Source organism: Cupriavidus sp. 01L415, from assembly GCF_056400065.1.
Genome location: NZ_JBFTSP010000023.1, coordinates 1 through 18,289 on the forward strand (window position 1 = coordinate 1; position 18,289 = coordinate 18,289).

The following is an 18,289-nucleotide window of genomic DNA, read 5'->3' on the forward strand; positions in this document are numbered from 1 at the left end:
CACTCGGGCGCCTACGGCATGGGCATCGACTACGCCTACACGATGGTGCACAAGGCCGCCCAGCGCACCCAGACTCCGCACCAATCGATCGCTCCGGTGCATGCGCCGGTGACTGAGTACTGATATCCACGGTCGGTGGCGCGGCATTGGGAGCCGGGCCACCTGAATAAGCGCAGGCGAAGGGCGGCAACCGCTATGACACGCAATCACAAACTCGGTCGTAAGTTGGAAATGGCCGCCGTCGCCTTCGCGACGGGATTTTCATCTCACGGGCACACCTCGTCGTCCCTCGGTGTACTGGCTGGAACGCTGGCGGTTTGCGCCTTGGTCGCACGAAGCGCATTCAACAAGCGCTCGCCGACGGCAGGCCTGGTGTTGCTCCCCCGGACATGACGATCAACGTCGCGGTGCGCGTTCAAAAGAGAAATCAATCATGACCAAGCAGTTTCCGACCTTCGTCGATTTGTTCGCCCAACTTGGGCTACCCACCGACGAAGCCGCCATTGGCGAGTTTATCGCCGCACACTAACCTTTACCGCGCGGCATCGAGTTGTGCGAGGCGTCAATCTGGGCGCCGTCTCAGGCAGCATTGCTGCGAGACGAATTCATCGATGACGCTGACTTCATTTTTCCTGCCGGCTCTCGCGGTTTAGGTCACGCGCGCGCAGCTTGCTGTCAATGGCAAGGTTGAACATCGCCAGTTCGCGACTTCCGAGGAACGCCTGGAGTGGCAGGTGTCGCACAGACTCCGGCCGCCTAACGTGCAAAGTCGAAAGGCAGAAACTGGCCGTGGATTCAACGGGTCGATGCCCACTGCGATGCTGCGGCCGTTTCTGACCGCCCCCTCTTGGCCGTTGAGTTGAGCGGCAAGTTCGGGACCTGACTGGTCAAGGAGCGGCGTGTTTGTCTGTTGTGTTGCATGGCCGGTTGAATCCGCACCCAGTGGTGCCCGGCTTGTGGTGCCGGTCCAGTGAGCGCGCGATCTGTCTCGGGGAGGCCACTCTATTTCGCGGGGGAGGCGCGCGAGTACTCGTGGGGTGGGCAAGTAGCCGGCCTTATTCGAATCCGGTTGCATCGCTCGCGTCGGGGCCCCCGTGGCGAATTGCTGCACGATGGTGCCGCGTTGTGACGCTTACAGACCGCGCCAGACCCAGCAGGCGTTCAGGTCAGGCACTCCTTGCCCAGAATGGCAAGGTTGCGCGCCCTGACGACCTCTTTGGTACCTGCCGTGGCGCCGTCGCCCAGCTCGAATCGTACGTCACGCAGGCCAAGCTTGCGCGCCCCTACGCGCACGCTTACCGGTTCGATGGGGTGCCCGGTGCTGTCCTCGACCATCCGGATCGGCGTCTGGTGCCCACACCATTCGTCGCCCCACTGCATCAGGGCGACCAGAACAGGAAAAAGAGCCTCCCCCTTCTCCGTGAGCCGATACTCGCCGCGCCGCTCGCTGCCCTCGGCCAGCACCTTCACCAGCACACCGTGCTCGATCAGACGGTTGAGCCGCGCGGTCAGCACGTTGCGCGCAATACCCAGCTTGTGCTGGAAATCGTCGAAGCGCGTCGTACCCATCATGCATTCCCGCACGATGAGCAGGCTCCACCATTCGCCGACCTGCTCGAGCGCGCCCGCCACCGAGCAGTTCATGCCTTCGAAAGTTTTTCGGTACATGTCGTCATGCTAGATGAAAGAGTTGCGTCATGCAACTTAATGCGCTATCGTAAGTTTCATCATGAAACTTACTGGCACCCGACGTGCGCCTGGATGGCCCGCATGTGCCGCAAAAGGACTTCCAAATGGATAAACGTCTGATAGTTCTGGCCAGCGGCATGTTTGCCATCGGAACGGACAGCTTCGTGGTGGCTGGCGTGCTCTCCCAGGTTTCGGCATCGCTGGGCGTGTCGGTGGCGCTGGCCGGGCAAATGGTCACGCTTTATGCGATGAGTTACGCGCTGCTTTCGCCAGTCATCGCGGCGGCGGCGGCTCATTGGCCGCGCAAGCGGCTGCTGCTGGCCGGGCTTGCCGTGTTCGTGCTGGGCAACGTGTTGACGGCGGTAGCGCCCAGCATCGGGCTCGTCCTGGCCAGCCGCCTGATCGCCGGCTTGGGGGCCGCAATGTTCAGCCCGACGGCGACGGCCACCGGTGCGTCGCTGGTGCCTCCCGAACAGCGGGGCCGCGCGCTTGCTATCGTGGTCGCCGGGCTGTCCAGCGCCACCGCGCTGGGCGCGCCGCTGGGCACCTTCATCGGCGGCTGGTTCGACTGGCGCGCGACGATGTGGTTTGTCGCGGCGGTCGGCACGTTGGCTGCGATGGGCGTGGCCTGGCGCCTGCGCGATATCCCGACGCCGCCTCCGGTCAGCCTCGCGCGTCGGCTCGCGCCGCTGGGCGATTCCCGGGTGGTGCTGACGCTGCTGACGACATGGCTCGCCTACTCAGGTCTTTTCCTGGTCTACACGTACATCGGATCGAGCTTCGACCGGGCCACAGGCGGCGACGCGCGCATCCTGGCCGGCCTCCTGCTGCTCTGGGGCGTGGCGGCTACGGTCGGCAACCTGGCTGCCGGCCGGATGACCGACCGCTTTGGAAGTCGCCGCATTATCAATGCCGCGATCGCCATCGTTGCGCTCGATTTCGCGCTGTTGCCCTGGACCTCGGCGTCGCTTGTCACCGCCGTTCCTGCGCTTGTCGTCTGGGGCTTATGCGGTTGGGGGTTGCTCGTTCCGCAACAGCACCGGCTGATCAGCATCACGCCCGCCGCCGCGCCGCTGCTCCTGGGACTGAATTCGGCCGCGATCTATGTCGGCGTGTCGATGTCGGGCCTGCTTGGCGGTGCCGCCATCACGTGGATCGACCCCCACGCGCTGGGTCTCGTCGGTGCTGTGTCCATCGTGGTCGCGCTGCTGGTGGCCKAGTGGGCGCAGGCACGCATCGCCCGTCCCGATGACCTGGCTGCAAGCACGGTCGCCGCGCCGCAGAACACGGCGCGCTGATGGGCCTCGCGTGGTGCAGCAGGTCTTCTTGAAGTTCATGAATGATCGAGTTGGTGAAGCAATGGCAGAAATGAAGAAGCGTCATACGAACCCGCGCCAGCGTTGGTGGGTGGCGGGATCGGTCCTGATCGTGGCAACCGGCGCCGTGATCGCCATGATGGAAATGAAGGACACCCGCGCGGCGGCCCCCCTCAAGGCGGCCACGCCCGAGGTGCTAGTGAAAACACTGGAGCCCGAGAAGGTCCGCGTCTGGGCCAATTTTTCCGGGCGCCTCAACGCCGTGGACGAGGCGCTGGTGCGGCCCGAGGTCGGCGGCAAGATCGTCGAAATCCGCGTGCATGACGGGCAGACGGTAAAGGCGGGCGACGTGATGTTCGTGATCGATCCACGTCCCTACGAGGCGGCTGTAGCGAAGGCCCGCGCCGATCTGGCGGCCGCACGCGCTCGCGCCGAGTTTGCTGCCGCCGAGTACGGGCGCGCCAAGGGGCTGATCGATGCCGAAGCGATTCCGTTGAGCGTGCATGACCAGCGCACCAACGAACACCGCATGGCGCAGGCCGCGGTGCTGGCGGCCGACGCCACGCTGCGCCAGGCCAGCATCAATCTCGACTATGCCTATGTCAAGGCGCCAATCGCCGGCCGCATCAGCCGCGCGGAGATCACCGTCGGCAATCTGGTGCAACCGGGCGCGAATGCGCCGGTGCTGACCCGCATCGTGTCGAACGATGGTATCTATGCCGACTTCGACGTCGATGAGCAGGTCTACACCCAGTCGATTCGCCAGCACGCCGGCACGCTCGGCAAGGAACAGCAGATCCCAGTAGAGATGCGGGTGCAGGGCGATGCGGCGAACGTCTACAAGGGCGTCATTTACACATTCGACAACAAGATCGACACGCGCAGCGGCACGATCCGCGCCCGGGCGAAGTTCGCCAATCGCGATGGCGCTTTGGTTCCAGGGATGTTCGCATCGATCGGGCTGTCCGACGCCAGCGATACCGTGGCGCTGGTCGTTCCCGATGTGGCGATCGGCAGCGATCAGAGCAAGAAGTATGTCTATGTCGTCGGGCGCGACGACAAGGTTGTCTATCGCGAAGTCCGGCTCGGCGCCGGGCTCGATGGGCGGCACGTCGTCACCAGCGGACTTCAGTCTGGTGAGCGCGTGATCGCACGGGGCCTGCAGTTCGTGCGCCCCGACGCGACGGTGGTGCCGAAGGAAGTCGCCGCCGACGAGCTGAAAGCCGCTGCCACGTCGGCAGTACGCGGCGCGGAGTAGTGGCATGAATCTCTCGAAGTTCTTTGTCGACCGCCCGAACTTTGCCGCGGTCATCTCGATTCTCATTTTCCTGGCTGGCCTGATCGCGATTCCGCAGCTGCCGATTTCCGAATACCCAGAGGTGGTGCCGCCATCGGTGGTCGTGCGGGCGCAGTTCCCCGGCGCCAATCCGAAGGTCATTGCCGAAACCGTGGCGACGCCGCTCGAGGAGCAGATCAACGGCGTCGAAAACATGCTGTACATGTCGTCGCAGGCTGCCAGCGACGGCGTGCTGACACTGACGGTGACATTCAAGCTCGGTACCGATCCCGACCTTGCGACGCAACTGGTGCAGAACCGCGTCAACGAGGCGCTGCCGCGCCTGCCTGAGGTGACCCGTCAACTCGGCGTCAGCACCGTCAAGAGTTCGCCGGACCTGACGATGGTCGTGCACCTGGTCTCGCCGTCGGACCGCTATGACATGCTTTATCTGCGCAACTACGCGCTGCTGAACGTCAAGGATGAACTCGCGAAGATCCCCGGCATCGGTCAGATCAAGCTGTACGGCTCGGGCAACTACGCGATGCGTGTGTGGCTCAATCCGCAGAAGATCGCGGAACGCAACATGAACCCTGATGAGGTAGTGGCCGCGATCCGCAAGCAGAACGTCCAGGTGGCCGCGGGCGTCGTCGGCGGCCCCCCATACAAGGATAGTGTCGAGATCCAGTTGCCGGTGAACGTGCAGGGCCGCCTGACCGACGTCGATCAGTTCGAGAACATCATTGTCAAGCGCGAGGCGGGGGTGGTGACCTACCTCAAGGACGTGGCGCGCGTGGAAATGGGCGCGAGCGAGTACGCCTTGCGTGCGCTGCTCGACAACAAGCAGGCGCTGGCGCTGGTGATCTTCCAGACCCCCGGCGCGAATGCCATCGACATTTCGAACAGCGTCCGCGCCAAGATGGCGGAGCTGAACAAGCGGTTTCCGAGTGGCCTGGAATATCGTATCGCCTACGACCCGACCACGTTCGTGCGCGACTCGATCAAGGCAGTGATTCATACGCTGCTCGAAGCGATCGCGCTGGTGGTCCTGGTGGTGATCCTCTTCCTGCAGAGCTGGCGTGCCGCGATCATCCCGTTGCTGGCCGTGCCCGTATCCGTGATCGGTACGTTCGCGGTGATGCTCGGCTTCGGCTTCTCGATCAATGCGCTGTCGTTGTTCGGCCTGGTGCTGGCAATCGGCATCGTGGTCGACGACGCGATCGTCGTGGTGGAGAACGTCGAGCGGAACATCGCCACGGGGCTGCGACCGCGCGAGGCCACCATCAAGGCGATGCAGGAGGTCACCGGGCCGATCATCGCCATTGCGCTGGTGCTCTGCGCGGTATTCGTGCCCATTGCATTCATCAGCGGCCTCACCGGGCAGTTCTATCGCCAGTTTGCGCTGACCATCGCCATCTCGACGGTAATCTCCGCCTTCAATTCGCTGACGCTGTCGCCAGCATTGGCGGCATTGCTGCTGCGCTCGCATGATGCGCCAAGGGACGGCCTCACGCGCCTGATGGACAGATGTCTCGGCGGTTTCTTTGCGCGCTTCAACCGTGCGTTTGGCGCAGGCGGCGAGTCCTATGGGCGAGGTGTGCAGCGGGTGCTGCAGCACAAGCGTGGATCGATGGTGCTCTATGCGGCGTTGCTGGCAGCGACTGTGCTCGGTTTCGTCAGGGTGCCGGCCGGATTCGTGCCCATCCAGGACAAGGGGTACCTGGTTAACCTGATCCGGCTGCCCGACGGCGCGACGCTCGACCGCACGGAGGCCGTGGTGCGGGAGATGTCCGATGCCGCGCTGAAGACGCCGGGTGTGCGCAACGCAGTGCAGTTGCCGGGCCTGTCGCTGAACGGCTTCATCAACAGCGCATCGTCCGCCGTCGTGTTCCTCGGTGAGCAGTCCTTCGAGGATCTGCACAAGCTGGGGACCTCCGGTCCGGGCATGACGGCGCCCCTGCAGCAGCAGTTCGCGTCGATCCGCGACGCGTTCATTGCCGTGTTCCCGCCGCCGCCTGTGCAGGGGCTCGGCAATACCGGGGGCTTCAAGCTGCAGATCGAGGATCGCGGTGACGCCGGTTACCTGGCGCTGAGCAAGGTTGTGAAGACGGTCCTCGACAAGGCGCGCCAGGCGCCCGAGCTGGCGGGCGTGTACACCAACTACAACGTCTCCACTCCGCAACTCTATGCCGACGTGGACCGTACTCGTGCCGCCCAGCTTGGTGTCGATGTCGACGATGTGTTCAAGACCATGCAGATCTACCTGGGCTCGCTCTACGTGAACGACTTCAACAAGTTCGGTCGCACTTACCAGGTCATCGCGCAGGGCGACCGCGATTACCGCTCGAAGCGGGAGGATATCCTCGCGCTCAAAGTGCGCAACGTCGAAGGGAAGATGGTTCCGCTGGGCGCAGTCGTGACGCTGAGCGACACCAGCGGCCCGGACAATGCTTCGCGCTACAACGCCTACCGTTCGGCGGATATCAATGGACGCCCGGCCCCCGGCTATTCGACGGGACAGGCGCAGGCGGCGATCACGCGCATCCTGAACGAAGCGCTGCCGGCCGACATGGCTTTCGAATGGACCGAACTGGCCTATCAGCAGATCCTTGCCGGCAACACCGCGCTGATCATATTCCCGATCTGCCTGCTGTTGGTGTTCCTGGTGCTTACCGCACAGTACGAGAGCCCATTCGTACCGCTGGCGATCATCCTGATCGTGCCGATGTGCTTGTTCTCGGCCATCGCGGGTGTCTGGCTGACCAGGGGCGAGAACAACCTGTTTACGCAGATCGGATTCTTCGTACTGATCGGGCTGGCGTGCAAGAACGCGATTCTGATATGCGAGTTCGCGCGAGAGCTGGAAATGCATGGCAAGAGCACGCTATCGGCCGCCATCGAGGCTGCAAACCTGCGCCTGCGCCCGATCCTGATGACGTCCATCGCCTTCGTCATGGGCGTGGTGCCGCTGGTGGTATCGCACGGAGCCGGCGCGGAAATGCGGCACGCCATGGGGATTGCCGTGTTCTTCGGCATGATCGGCGTCACGTTCTTCGGGCTGTTCCTGACGCCGGTCTTCTATGTCTTGATGCGGAACCTCGAAAAACGCATCAAGCGGAAGGAAAAGGTGGGGCAACATGTTGAAGCTTGAGCGACTGGCCGCTTTCGTACTGGCCGCTGTCGCGGTGGCCGGCTGTACCCACCCCGTAGGGCCGCAGGAATCCGGCGTAGCGTTCGCGCCGCGCTGGCAGACGTTGGCACCCACGCAGGAACATGCGGAACTGATCGTCAGCAACGACGAGACGAAGACCGACCAGCAATGGTGGACGCATTTCCGCGATCCGGCGCTCGATGCGCTCATCGGCGAGGCACTCGCAGGAAACAAGTCGCTGGCCATCGCGCGGGCCCGGGTGGAGGAGGCGCGGGCGGTGCGCCTGCAGGCGCAGTCCGCGCTGGCGCCGCAGGTGAATGCCGTGGCGAGCAGCGAGCGCGGCAACCGGGGCCTGCTGACCAACGACAGGTCGGTTACGGTGAACCAAGCGGCGCTGTCGGCAGCGTGGGAGGTGGACCTGTTTGGCCGAAACCAGGCCCGCACGGCGCAGGCAGCGGCCATCCTGCAGTCGACGCAGGCCAGCGAGCAGGCCGTGCGAGTGGCACTGCTTTCGGAAGTGGCGCGTACCTATTTCGAGTTGCGCAATCTCGATCGGCAGATCGCGCTGACGACGGGAAATCTCGACACGCAGCGCAGGACGCTGAAACTTGTGGAGGCGCAGCAACGCGGCGCACTGGTGAGCAACTTCGACGTCCAGCGCGCGGCGGCGCAGACGTCAGCGACAGAAGCGCGCGTGCCTAGCTTGCGCGCTGCGAGGGATGCCGCGGCCAACCGACTGTCGACGCTGCTTGGCCGCGCACCCGGTACGTTGCCGCTCGCGGTGGCGCCCGCATCGCAGCCTGCGCTCGATGCCCGCATCGTTGTGTCGGCGCCGGCTGCGGTAATTGCCACGCGACCCGATGTCAGGGCGGCCGAGCGGCGATTGGCGGCGTCGATCTCCGCGCGCAAGGCTGCGGTGGCGGAACTGTTCCCGAACATCTCGCTAACTGCGCTGTTCGGGGTACAGAACGCCACGCCGTTTTCGTCGACGCCTTGGGGGCTCGGCGTGGGCCTCGTGCAGCCGGTGCTCAATTTCGGCCGCATCCGCTCGCAGATCAACGCTGCCGACGCGCGTCAGACACAGGCATTCCTCAGCTATCAGCAGACCGTGCTCGATGCGCTGGAAGACATGGAAAGTGCGATGTCGGCGTACCTGAACGAACAGTCGCGCAACGCTTCACTGGCGGCAGGTGTCGAGCAGACCCGGCGCTCGGCCGAGCTGGCGCGCGCACAGTATCGCTTCGGCTACGTCGGGCTGCTGGACGTGCTGGTGGCCGAGCGTGACCTGCTCAATGCCGAATCGGAGCAGGCGGCGTCGGACACCAGCCTGCGCGTCGGGCTGGTGCGCATATTTGCGGCGGCAGGCGGCGGATGGGAGGTTGGGGGCAGCGAGAGCGCGAAGCGCGGTGGAGGCGATCCCGATGCATAGGGCGGTCGCGACAGACTCAGGATTGCTGCAGCTCGTGCCTCTCGTGGGACAGGACGTCGGCGCCGCGCCGGGAGCGCGGCGCAGCTGATGCCAGCCCGCACCGCCGCCATTTCGTGGTGGTAATGGTGGTGGTGGTGGTGGCACTCAGCCGCCCCGCAAGGGTGGTGTGGCGGCCGCGATGATGCCGCAGTACGCAAGGTTGGCAGGGAGGGGGCGCGCTAGACTCAAGAGTTGATGAGGCCGCGCTGGTTGTCGCGACCAAAAAACTCGCGGATCGCGCCTGCCACGGTAGCCGGGTCGCATGCCGCCTTCCTGAAAACGCCATGTGCTCGTTCTGGTGGGTACCGGCGATGGTGGACGGTTGCCGCCGGCAAGCCCGATGTGCCAACGTACGGTCCTACCGGATTCGTAGTTTGGCTCGCAAGGCCCGTGGACGCGCACACCACAAGGTACACCGTTTGGACATGCAGGAACTGCTCGTGGCGGCATTGCCGCGCGGAGAGGTTGACGGCAATCCGGCCGAACGCGAAACCCTCTTCGATCCAGATGCGCGCCTGCCTGCAGGCTTCGCGCAGTACCCAGGCGCCAATCGGCACGATCAATGCCGAATCCTCGGCCGTTGTGATGAATGCGCCTGGTGGCAACAGGCCCCGCGACGGATGCTGCCAGCGCAGCAGCGCTTCCACGGTGACGATGGCCCCGCTGCGCAAGTCGAAGACCGGCTGGTAGTGCAGGCGGAATTCGTCGGCCACCAGGGCGTTGCGCAACTCGCTTTCGAGCGTGATCCGCTCCATCGAGGACGAGGTCATCTGCGTGGCGAAGAAGCGGAAATTGTTCTTGCCTTCGTCCTTGGCCTCGTACATGGTGCGATCGGCCTGCATCAGCAACTGTCGCTGGTCGGTGCCGTCGTCGGGGTAGATGCTGATGCCGATGCTCGGTGTCACGTACACGGTGCGTCCGTTTGCGTCGATCGGCTGCCCGACCACGTTCAGCAATGCCTGTGCAATCTGTGCGACGTGCCGGATGTCTTCGATGTCCTCGATGATCACGGTGAATTCGTCCCCGCCCAGGCGCGCCACCGTGTCGCGCCGTTTGACCCAATTGGTAAATTCCACCGTCGCGATCACGCTGTTGGTGGCGTCAGCGGCTGCATTTGCCGCTCCGCAGACAAGCAGTCGATCCCATGTTCTAAGTACCCAGCGCGGCATTAGCGACGGGTCGAGCGGTACTGAGTTGCGATCCGCGCCACTTTCGCAGCAGAAGATCACAGGGACGCAGCAAATTTCGACGTACGAGACTCCGCCGGGTAACGGATCGGCGACGTACCCTTACGTCGTCGCGCCATATATTCAGATACCTCGCGTTGCGCCGACTCCTCATCCGCAGCCGCATCCCAGGTCGATGCCACGTTTGCCGTAGGAGATCCGGTCTGCTGTAGGCCCCTGGGCAAGGCCGTGCTGTGCTTTGCGGAGTAGTTTTCGTTGCAGAGCACTCGGAGGACGGGGTGCAGTCGAAATATTTCGATGAACTCGAGAGCGAAACCGCGGACGACCGGCGTTCGGTGTAGATTCAACCGGTCAACGCAACAGCTTGGCGGCGGGCTGTTTCGCGGCGCTCGGCGTCGCCGGAGGCCCTGCCGTGGGCATCATTGGATTTCGGGACGCCGATGGCCACGGCTGGAATGGCGTTGGCGCTCTGCCAGAATGGCTGCAGCACGCCGTCGACGCAGGACAGTCGATCGAGCATTTCCGCGTCGAGCGAAGGAAATAGCTCGGGCCGAAGGCCGGTTCCCGACTGTAGATCCATTGCCGTGCTCCTGCGGGTAAGGCGATCCGGCCGGCCTGCACGCCTTCTCCGCCAAAGGATCGCGTCGATATGTGGGGCACCACTGGTAGATGTTCCCTTGGCTATGCCGACACATATCTAGACCAGCAACAGCGCTCCAGCATGGAGCAGCACGCCCACCGTGCCACCGACGAAGGTGCCATTGATGCGTATGTATTGGAGATCGGGCCCGATTTCGGCCTCGATCTTCCGGCCGACTTCCTCAGCGTTCCAGCTCTGAACGACCTCGGTGATCAGCGCAGAGATCTGGCGTCCGTAGCGAAGCATTACAGTGCGCACGAGATCCAGCCACCACACATTGAGCTTTTGCTGGATTCCCGGATCTTCCAAGACGGATTTGCCGATGGAAGCCAGGGCTGCCGCCACCGTGTCGCGGATCGGGGACCGTTCGCTACCGATATCGGCGATTAGGCACGTTCGCACACGCTCCCAGAGGATCCTGTAGTAGTCCTCCTGTCTGAGGTACCGTATGCAGTCCCGTGTCCATGCCTTGCCGACACGCCGGTAGTCATCGGAGGTCTGCAGTTTGCAGATCAGTTCCCGCACCGCGGCATCGAACTGCTGACGCAGCTCGTGCTCGGGATTCGCCACGGCTTCATGCAGCAGGGCAATGATTCCTTCCACAAACTTGCTGACGATATATGCATCGAAGCGTGCCGGCGTGTACCTCGACGCCTCGCTGAACTTTGCCTTGACCACTTCGGAGTTGGCGACGAGCCAGCGCTCCAGCGCCCCCAGCCCGTGATCCAGCAACGGCTGATGGTGATCGCCTTTGGTCAGGATCGTCAGGACATTGCTGGCCAGGCGCGACACGTCGAGCGTGCGCAGTTGCGGCACCACCGTGCGTTCGAAGAAGCGAGCGACTTCCTGGTCGTCGAAGCTGCGCAGCAACGCGGGAACTGAATCCGCGACCGAACAGGCAATCAACCTGCTGTTTTCCGGCCGGACCAGCCAGGCCGCCACGGCTCCGGCTGCGTTCTGGCCGCGGAGCCTGTCGACGACGATTTCCGGCGTCAGGAAATTCTGTTCGACGAAGCTGCCCAGGCCATCGGCAATCCGCGCCTGGTTCCGCGGAATGATTGCCGTGTGCGGCACTGGAATGCCGAACGGATGTCGGAACAGCGCCACCACGGCATACCAGTCCGCGATCGCGCCCACGGTGCCCGCCTCGGCAAAGGCGCGCAGCCATGCCAGCGCCGGATAGTCGCGCTGGAAAATGATGCTGACGATCAGCAGGCCGATCATGGCGGCCAGCAAGCACGATGCGGTGGCCCGCATGCGGGTCAGCCGCAGTTCAGGCGCACCGGCTCCAGCCATGGCCCTGCCGGCCCTCTTGCCAGTCCAATAGCTCAACACGATGTCTGTCGAAGGAAGTTCCAGATCACGGGTGCAGCGGCACAATGGGGTCGTCGTTGCCGCGCATCACCCGGGTGCACGGGCGTAGTGTATCGAGCCAGAGCAGGCTGCTCCACCCCCATGCGGTCAGGAACTGATAGACCTAGCCGCGCCCTGGCGGCGGCTGGATTTTCAGGGCATCCTCGGTCGATGGGCATTCGTACGTTAGGCGCCTCCGTAGATCCGCGCCGATCTTCTGCAGGTAGGCCGGGTCCGTATAGCGGCGCGGCATCGCGAGCTTCGAGAGGACCGAGAGCTTGCCCGGCATCATGACCACGCCGGGCGACATCGCCGCCAGGATGAGCCGGCGGCATCGCGTCGGATATATGCGCGCAAACTCCTCGGATCTGACAGCACGTTGCAGGCATTTACCGTCACCGAATACCCGCTTCATTTCGATGGGCACATCACATCAAACCGAATTCATGGCGCTAGAGAAGAGCACTTGGAGCCTGAAGGGACCTTAGGTAGCCTCTTCTGCAATAAAAAGAAACGATTGGGGTTCTTACCAAGCCAGGCCGGTGCGCGTCCTCGGCCTCGGCCAGACTACGTCTTACCGGTCTTGGGATCCAGATACTTTGGCGACAGTGTAGCTTTCACTTTCATGCTACTGGCACTGTTCTTTGCTGGCCGCGCCTACTGTTAAGGACGAAGCGCTCCCGGATGGCGGAGGCAAATATTATGAATATTTTAATTGTGCTTTTAAGCTTGAAAGTACGCTCCTAGCTCCTGTTCCTATCTGGGTGCTTTATGGGGCATTTTGCGGGCTGATCAGACGGGATCCTGACGATCGACTCGGCATTCAATTGACCTCAGGCACGAGCCCAGGTCAGGTACAAGGGGATATTAGCGGGGGAGGGTGTCGGTGTGCCCCGCGGACGAAATGATCATGCGATCCGGGCTACAACCACCGGCGCCGCTACGCTTGAGGTGCTAATCGCCAGCCAGCATCCCAGTAGCAGGGCGCCGTTGGCCGCGCTTCGACCTGGTCTCATGTTGTGCGCCCCTGGGATTGACTGACGGTGCGCCTGGATCAGCTTTCGATGACCGGTGCGTGTGCGGGCGCCAGCGATTCGTGCCGGTGGGTGTGAGGATGCCACCCAGGCCACAGCCGGCGGCACGGATGCGCTCGACCAGCGTTCCCTGCGGGACCAATTCCACCTCCATCTCCCCTGCGATCATCTTGCGCTGGGTTTCGGGGTTGAGGCCGATATGACTGACAATCGCCTTGCGCGCGATCCCCGCCGTGACCAGTTTGGCGATGCCTCGGCCGGGTGTTGCCGTATCGTTGGCGATCACGGTCAGGTCCCGCTTGCCCTGCCGTACGAGTTCTTCCATGATCCGCTCTGGCGTGCCAACCCCCAATGAAGCCGCCCACCATCACGGTGGCGCCATCCGGGATCAGGCCGACCGCTTGCTCTAGCTTGACGGTCTTCATGGCGTCACCTCTTCGATGGCTGTCCTCGTGTGCCGGGCGATCATCAGCTCTTCATTGGTGGGAATCACCCATACGGGGACCCGGGCCAGCGCGTCGCTGATCCGCGGCCCGCCACCGGCGTTTGCCTCGGGATCGATCGTGACGCCCAGCCATGCGGCCTGCCGGCACACCCGCTCCCGGATCGGCGCGGCATGTTCGCCAATGCCGGCGGTGAAGACCAGCGCGTCTAGTCCTTGCGCCGCGGCCGCCAGCGAACCAAGCTCGCGCCCGATACGGTATGTAAAGAGCTCGACGGCAAAGCGCGCCCGCGCATCGTCGCTGGCAAGCAGCACACGCATATCGCTGGAGATGCCTGAAACGCCGAGCAGGCCGGACTTGCGGTAAATAAGGTCTTCGATGGCATGGGCATCCATGCCGAGCTCGTTGATCAGGTACAGGATCACACCCGGATCGAGGCTGCCGCAACGCGTGCCCATTGGCAGACCGTCCACTGCCGTGAAGCCCATGGTGCTGGCCCGCTGCGCCCGGCCACCATGGCGCACATGCTGCCGTTGCCGAGGTGCGCCACCACGGTACGGCCCGCTGCGCCCCTGGCGTCCACGCCAGGCAGGACGCTGGCGATGTACTCGTAGGATAGTCCGTGAAAGCCGTAGCGCCGGATGCCACGCCCGGTCACCGAGTCCGGGAGTGCAAAGGCCTGGGCGGTCTCCGGTTGTGCGCGGTGGAAGGCCGTGTCGAAACAGGCCACCTGGGGCAGTTCCGGCCGCCGCTCGGCAAGGATGCGGATCGGCTTGAGGTTATGTGGCTGGTGCAGGGGGGGGCAAGCGGATTAAGCGTCTGCAGCTCGGCCAACACCTCACCGGTTACCTTGACCGGCTCCGTGAAGCGGATGCCGCCGTGTACCACGCGGTGCCCAACGGCGACCAGCGTGTGGCCTTCTCCATGACCATGCAGGAAATCCGCCAGGAATTCAATCGCACCACTGTGCCCGAGTTCGGTGCCATCGTCCCATTGCCTTGCCTCAACCTCAGTGTCCGAGGTGTCGATCGCGCGAAAGGCCGGTGACGTGTATAGCCCATCGATCCTGCCGCGCAGGATCAAGTCCAGCGCATCCCCATGGGTATCGTAGGCGCAGTACTTCAGGCTTGACGAACCCGCGTTCAGGACAAGAATGACGTCGGCCATCGCATCACCCCATCGTGCGGCCGGACTCCCGGCGGAACTTGGCCACCAGTGCGGCAACCGCGCAGGACGCCAGGCGCGTCGTCAGGGAGTCGGCACGGCTCGTGAGAATGATGGGTACCCGCGCCCCTAGTACGATGCCTGCGGCGTCGGCGCCAGCCAGAAAGGACAAGCTCTTTGCGAGCATGTTTCCGGCCTCAAGATCGGGCACCAGCAATACGTTGGCGTGGCCTGCCACAGGCGAATCGATCTTCTTGATCCGCGCGGCCTCGGGATCGATGGCATTGTCCAGTGCGAGGGGGCCATCCACCAGTGCGCCGGTGATCTGGTGGCGATCGACCATCTTGCACAAGGCCGCCGCCTCCACGGTGGATGGCACCTTGGGATTGACGGTTTCCATGGCCGACAGGATGGCCACACGGACCTCCTTGGCATGCAACGCATGCGCGAGATCGATGGCGTTCTGCAGGATGTCCGCTTTCTCATCGAGCGTTGGAGCAATGTTGACGGCGGCATCAGTGATGATCAGCGCATCCTCGTGGCCAGGCACGTCCATCACGAAACAGTGGCTGACGCGCCGTTCGGTGCGCAGCCCGCCGTCACGCCTGACCACGGCGCCCATCAGCTCATCGGTATGCAGGCTGCCTTTCATCAGTGCCTCGGCCTTGCCTTCGCGCACCAGTTGTACCGCGGCCTCGGCAGCGGCGTGGCTGTGCGGCGCGTCGACGATAGGGTATGGGCTGATGTCAATGCCGCCGGCGCGAGCGGTTTCCTCTATGCGACTACGGGGCCCCACCAGGATTGGCGCGATCAGGCCGATCTGTGCCGCCTGCACAGCCCCTTCGAGCGAACTCTGGTCGCATGGATGGGCGACGACGGTGGGTGTAGGGGGAATCGACTTGCAGAAGTCGATCAGACGCTGATATTTCTCGTGTTTTGCGTTCACGGGCTACCTCCTGCGTCACCAGCCGCCGGTGTCAGAACCCTGCTTCGACAGGGGGGCAGTCGCGCTATGACGCGCGGGCAAGCGGCACCGCCGCGCGATGCTGACGCTCCGCGCTGCCAGCCAGGACCACCTGGATGCGCTTTAGCATGGCAGCCTGCTCGGCTGTCGGCTCGTAACCAAGCAGGCGCTCGTCTGCCCTCAACTTCGAGGCCAGGGCGTGCAGCCGTTGCCGGTCCGCCGGATTCCTGAGCAAGGCTGGCAGCGCTTCGATCGCCTGTTCCGGTGCATACCGCGCGATGATTTCCTGCTGACCACGGATCCTGCGCCACTCGTCCATTGCCATTTCCGGCAGGAACTCCACCAAGTCATCAACCAGTTCCTTGCGCAGTTCCAGCCGGGACAGCGGCAACGGCTCTCCCTTGCGTTTCAGTAGGCAAGCCACGCGGGCGAGTGCTTCGGTGTAGCCCCCGCGCTCCACGGAGGCCAAGGCATCCTTGACCTCCGGCAGTTCTCCCGGCGAAGTGACAGCATGCATGCTCGCGTGCGTGGGCGTTTCGCCGCGGGAATAGAAGGAGAACATGTTCGCGTACAGGCCGAAGAAGGTGGCTTCTGTCATGGCGTCGCGCACGGCGCGATAGGCATCCAGGGTTGCGCTCACCATTTCGGCGCCAACCTGTTCGTGCTCCCGCAGCGGCGCGTCCGCCCCCAGCGCCTGTCGGTTCGCCCTGACAGCCTCGGCAGCAGGGCCGAGCCACGCCAGCCATGGGTTCATGTCGGAGAAGGCCCAGTTCTGGACCCGCAGCGGATGACACTCGCGCAACAGGCGCGCCGACATCTCGCTCGACATCGCCTGCACGAGCGGCTGGGCAAACAGCTCATAGGCGCGCTGGTTGAAGTCGGACAGCGCGGCAACAGCCTCGAACGGCTTTTCATCGACGCGCTGGAAACGATTGAGCTTGCCGACGATCTCCTCCAGGGTATGTTCCTGGAACTCGACGTCATAATCGACGCCGTTGCCAGACTCTCGTTCGTGGATCACCATGCCGTAGAGCCCGGGAGGTAGCAGTTCGATGCTCTTGAGTACCGAGACAATCTGCGCGTGCTCTTTCTTGGCCACCTTGCCCGAGACAAAAATGCCAAGATGCCCGATGTTCTGGTGCATCATGCCGACGATGACCTGGCCTCTGGCCTTGATTTCCTCGGTGCTGCCGTAGAGATCCACGACCCAGTTAAAGGCTTGTTGCGGCGGGGTGATGTTGTCTCCCATCGAGGCAAACAACACAATGGGTGACTTGATGTCGCGCAGATCGAAGGCCTTGCCGGCTGCGCTCTTGACGTCGCCGCTCCAGAGCTTGTTGCCCACGAAGAGGTTTCGCGTGATCCATTCGATCTCTTCGCGGTTCATGAGGTAGTAGCCACCCCACCAGCGTTCGAATTCCAGAAAGCGCGGAGGCTCGGTATCGGCCTTGCGGTACAGGTTGTAGTACTTGTCCCAGAGGCTGTTGGCCGGGTTCAGGTTCTCGAAATTCTGCACCAGCCAGGCGCCGTCGAACTTGCCGTTGCCAAGATCCGCGGTGAGCGAGGCCAGCCAGGTGCCTCCCAGCAGACCGCCCGAGTAGCGCATTGGATTGTCGCCTTCACCTTCGCTCCAGGCGCCGCTCCAGTACGACATGGGGGCGCCGTTGATGACGATGGGACCGGTATCGTCTGGATCCGACGCAGCCAGCATCATGGCCGCCCAGCCGCCCTGGCAATTGCCGATAATGGCTGGTTTGGGACTGTCCGGGTGCAGGGCACGCACCTTCTTGATGAACGCCTGCTCGGCTTCGCACACGTCGAGCAGTGTCTGCCCGGGCTCCGGGTCGCGGAAAAAGATCACGAAGTAGACCGGATGGCCCGCCCGCATGGCTACGCCCACCTGCGAGTCGTCCTTGAAGCCGCCGATACCCGGGCCGTGGCCGGCCCGCGGATCGATGATGACATAAGGGCGGCGGCTGTCGTCGATGGTGACGCCTGCTGCTGGTGTAATCCTGAGCAGAGCGTAGTTCACGGGACGCGCAAACTGGCGTCCGTCGAGCACGGTTTCGTAGTCGAAATGAAGGACAGGCTTGAGCCCTTGAGTGGTGTTCTCTACAAAGTGATTGCCACGCTGCCTGAGCGTGTCCCAGAACAGGATGGCGCGCTGCATGCTGTCAATCGCATAGGCGTAGCAACTCATGGGATCAGCGCCGGCCATCCACGAGGATGGCGCAGCGGCACCATCGCCCGTTGCGTGCCGCACACGGTCGCTGAAGGCTTCCTGCGCATTCTTCAGGCGCTTCTGCAATACCAGGCCTGTCTTGGTGCCCACTTCATGCGTATGAGCAAGCTGCTTTCCTGCATCCATTGTGGCCTCCGCCATGAACTCTGCAATTCTGCGGGCACGAACAATTTTTCTAGAGCGTCTTCATGACAATTTCATGTCGACGCGCCGATAACGCAATGCAGGAGCAATCCATCCTGTGGGAACGCAGCTCCTGTCAGCGTACAGGTCGGGGGGCATTCATTCAGTATCGCGAGCCCGCCAGATGGGCTTCCTGCTGACCTTCGTTGCCCACTCTAGCCGAACTGGCGTTGGAACCT

General features: G+C 63.4%; 13 protein-coding genes and 2 pseudogenes. 6 read left to right on the forward strand and 9 right to left on the reverse strand.

Going from position 1 to position 18,289, the window contains the following annotated elements:
- Window positions 1-123, forward strand: a pseudogene (locus AC1DOX_RS23895) (hydrolase); the annotation flags it as partial.
- A 310-nt stretch (window positions 124-433) separates the two neighbouring features.
- A complete protein-coding gene (locus AC1DOX_RS23900) occupies window positions 434-529 on the forward strand; it encodes a DUF2789 family protein (RefSeq protein WP_441624571.1) in 96 nt (31 codons plus the stop codon).
- Window positions 530-1,161: 632 nt separating this feature from the next.
- Here AC1DOX_RS23900 and AC1DOX_RS23905 read toward each other — a convergent pair.
- On the reverse strand, window positions 1,162-1,668 hold the full coding sequence (locus AC1DOX_RS23905; protein WP_441624570.1) for a winged helix-turn-helix transcriptional regulator: 507 nt from the start codon (window positions 1,666-1,668) through the stop codon (window positions 1,162-1,164).
- Window positions 1,669-1,793: 125 nt separating this feature from the next.
- Here AC1DOX_RS23905 and AC1DOX_RS23910 point away from each other — a divergent pair, with 125 nt between their 5' ends.
- The 4 genes from AC1DOX_RS23910 to AC1DOX_RS23925 are packed head-to-tail and all read left to right on the forward strand — an operon-like array spanning window position 1,794 to window position 8,861.
- Complete coding sequence (locus AC1DOX_RS23910) at window positions 1,794-2,987, forward strand: MFS transporter (RefSeq protein WP_477114068.1); 1,194 nt, start codon at window positions 1,794-1,796, stop codon at window positions 2,985-2,987.
- Between the two features lie 10 nt (window positions 2,988-2,997).
- Window positions 2,998-4,263, forward strand: coding sequence for an efflux RND transporter periplasmic adaptor subunit (locus AC1DOX_RS23915; protein ID WP_441624568.1), 1,266 nt, complete (start codon window positions 2,998-3,000; stop codon window positions 4,261-4,263).
- Window positions 4,264-4,267: 4 nt separating this feature from the next.
- On the forward strand, window positions 4,268-7,432 hold the full coding sequence (locus AC1DOX_RS23920; RefSeq protein ID WP_441624567.1) for an efflux RND transporter permease subunit: 3,165 nt from the start codon (window positions 4,268-4,270) through the stop codon (window positions 7,430-7,432).
- Window positions 7,419-8,861, forward strand: coding sequence for an efflux transporter outer membrane subunit (locus AC1DOX_RS23925; protein WP_441624566.1), 1,443 nt, complete (start codon window positions 7,419-7,421; stop codon window positions 8,859-8,861). Before AC1DOX_RS23920 ends, AC1DOX_RS23925 begins: the two co-directional genes overlap by 14 nt.
- A 224-nt stretch (window positions 8,862-9,085) precedes the next feature.
- Here the strand turns inward: AC1DOX_RS23925 and AC1DOX_RS23930 are convergent, their stop codons facing one another.
- The 8 genes and pseudogenes from AC1DOX_RS23930 to AC1DOX_RS23965 form a co-directional block, all read right to left on the reverse strand.
- Entirely contained in the window at window positions 9,086-9,976 is an 891-nt protein-coding gene (locus AC1DOX_RS23930) for a putative bifunctional diguanylate cyclase/phosphodiesterase (RefSeq protein ID WP_477101529.1), read from the reverse strand.
- A 454-nt stretch (window positions 9,977-10,430) separates the two neighbouring features.
- The gene (locus AC1DOX_RS23935; protein ID WP_441621825.1) at window positions 10,431-10,667 is read right to left on the reverse strand and encodes a hypothetical protein; all 237 of its coding nucleotides are present in this window, start codon (window positions 10,665-10,667) and stop codon (window positions 10,431-10,433) included.
- Window positions 10,668-10,784: 117 nt separating this feature from the next.
- Complete coding sequence (locus AC1DOX_RS23940) at window positions 10,785-12,023, reverse strand: DUF445 domain-containing protein (protein WP_477101530.1); 1,239 nt, start codon at window positions 12,021-12,023, stop codon at window positions 10,785-10,787.
- A gap of 181 nt (window positions 12,024-12,204) precedes the next feature.
- On the reverse strand, window positions 12,205-12,495 hold the full coding sequence (locus AC1DOX_RS23945) for a hypothetical protein (RefSeq protein ID WP_441621829.1): 291 nt from the start codon (window positions 12,493-12,495) through the stop codon (window positions 12,205-12,207).
- Window positions 12,496-13,034: 539 nt separating this feature from the next.
- Window positions 13,035-13,439 carry a CoA-transferase gene (locus AC1DOX_RS23950; RefSeq protein WP_441621831.1) on the reverse strand — a complete coding sequence of 135 codons (405 nt, stop codon included), beginning with the start codon at window positions 13,437-13,439 and terminating at the stop codon, window positions 13,035-13,037.
- Between the two features lie 96 nt (window positions 13,440-13,535).
- Window positions 13,536-14,724 (reverse strand): annotated as a pseudogene (locus AC1DOX_RS23955) (acetate/propionate family kinase).
- 4 nt (window positions 14,725-14,728) lie between these two features.
- Window positions 14,729-15,667, reverse strand: coding sequence for a phosphate acetyltransferase (locus tag AC1DOX_RS23960; RefSeq protein WP_441621833.1), 939 nt, complete (start codon window positions 15,665-15,667; stop codon window positions 14,729-14,731).
- A gap of 64 nt (window positions 15,668-15,731) precedes the next feature.
- A complete protein-coding gene (locus AC1DOX_RS23965) occupies window positions 15,732-18,053 on the reverse strand; it encodes a DUF3141 domain-containing protein (RefSeq protein WP_441621835.1) in 2,322 nt (773 codons plus the stop codon).
- Between the last annotated feature and the right edge of the window lie 236 nt (window positions 18,054-18,289).

Coding starts and splice junctions, on each gene's coding strand:
- AC1DOX_RS23900 (WP_441624571.1), top strand. CDS start 434: ATGACCAAGCAGTTTCCGACCTTCGTCGATTTGTTCGCCCAACTTGGG.
- AC1DOX_RS23905 (WP_441624570.1), bottom strand. CDS start 1,668: ATGTACCGAAAAACTTTCGAAGGCATGAACTGCTCGGTGGCGGGCGCG.
- AC1DOX_RS23920 (WP_441624567.1), top strand. CDS start 4,268: ATGAATCTCTCGAAGTTCTTTGTCGACCGCCCGAACTTTGCCGCGGTC.
- AC1DOX_RS23925 (WP_441624566.1), top strand. CDS start 7,419: ATGTTGAAGCTTGAGCGACTGGCCGCTTTCGTACTGGCCGCTGTCGCG.
- AC1DOX_RS23935 (WP_441621825.1), bottom strand. CDS start 10,667: ATGGATCTACAGTCGGGAACCGGCCTTCGGCCCGAGCTATTTCCTTCG.
- AC1DOX_RS23940 (WP_477101530.1), bottom strand. CDS start 12,023: ATGGCTGGAGCCGGTGCGCCTGAACTGCGGCTGACCCGCATGCGGGCC.
- AC1DOX_RS23945 (WP_441621829.1), bottom strand. CDS start 12,495: ATGAAGCGGGTATTCGGTGACGGTAAATGCCTGCAACGTGCTGTCAGA.
- AC1DOX_RS23950 (WP_441621831.1), bottom strand. CDS start 13,439: ATGGAAGAACTCGTACGGCAGGGCAAGCGGGACCTGACCGTGATCGCC.
- AC1DOX_RS23965 (WP_441621835.1), bottom strand. CDS start 18,053: ATGGATGCAGGAAAGCAGCTTGCTCATACGCATGAAGTGGGCACCAAG.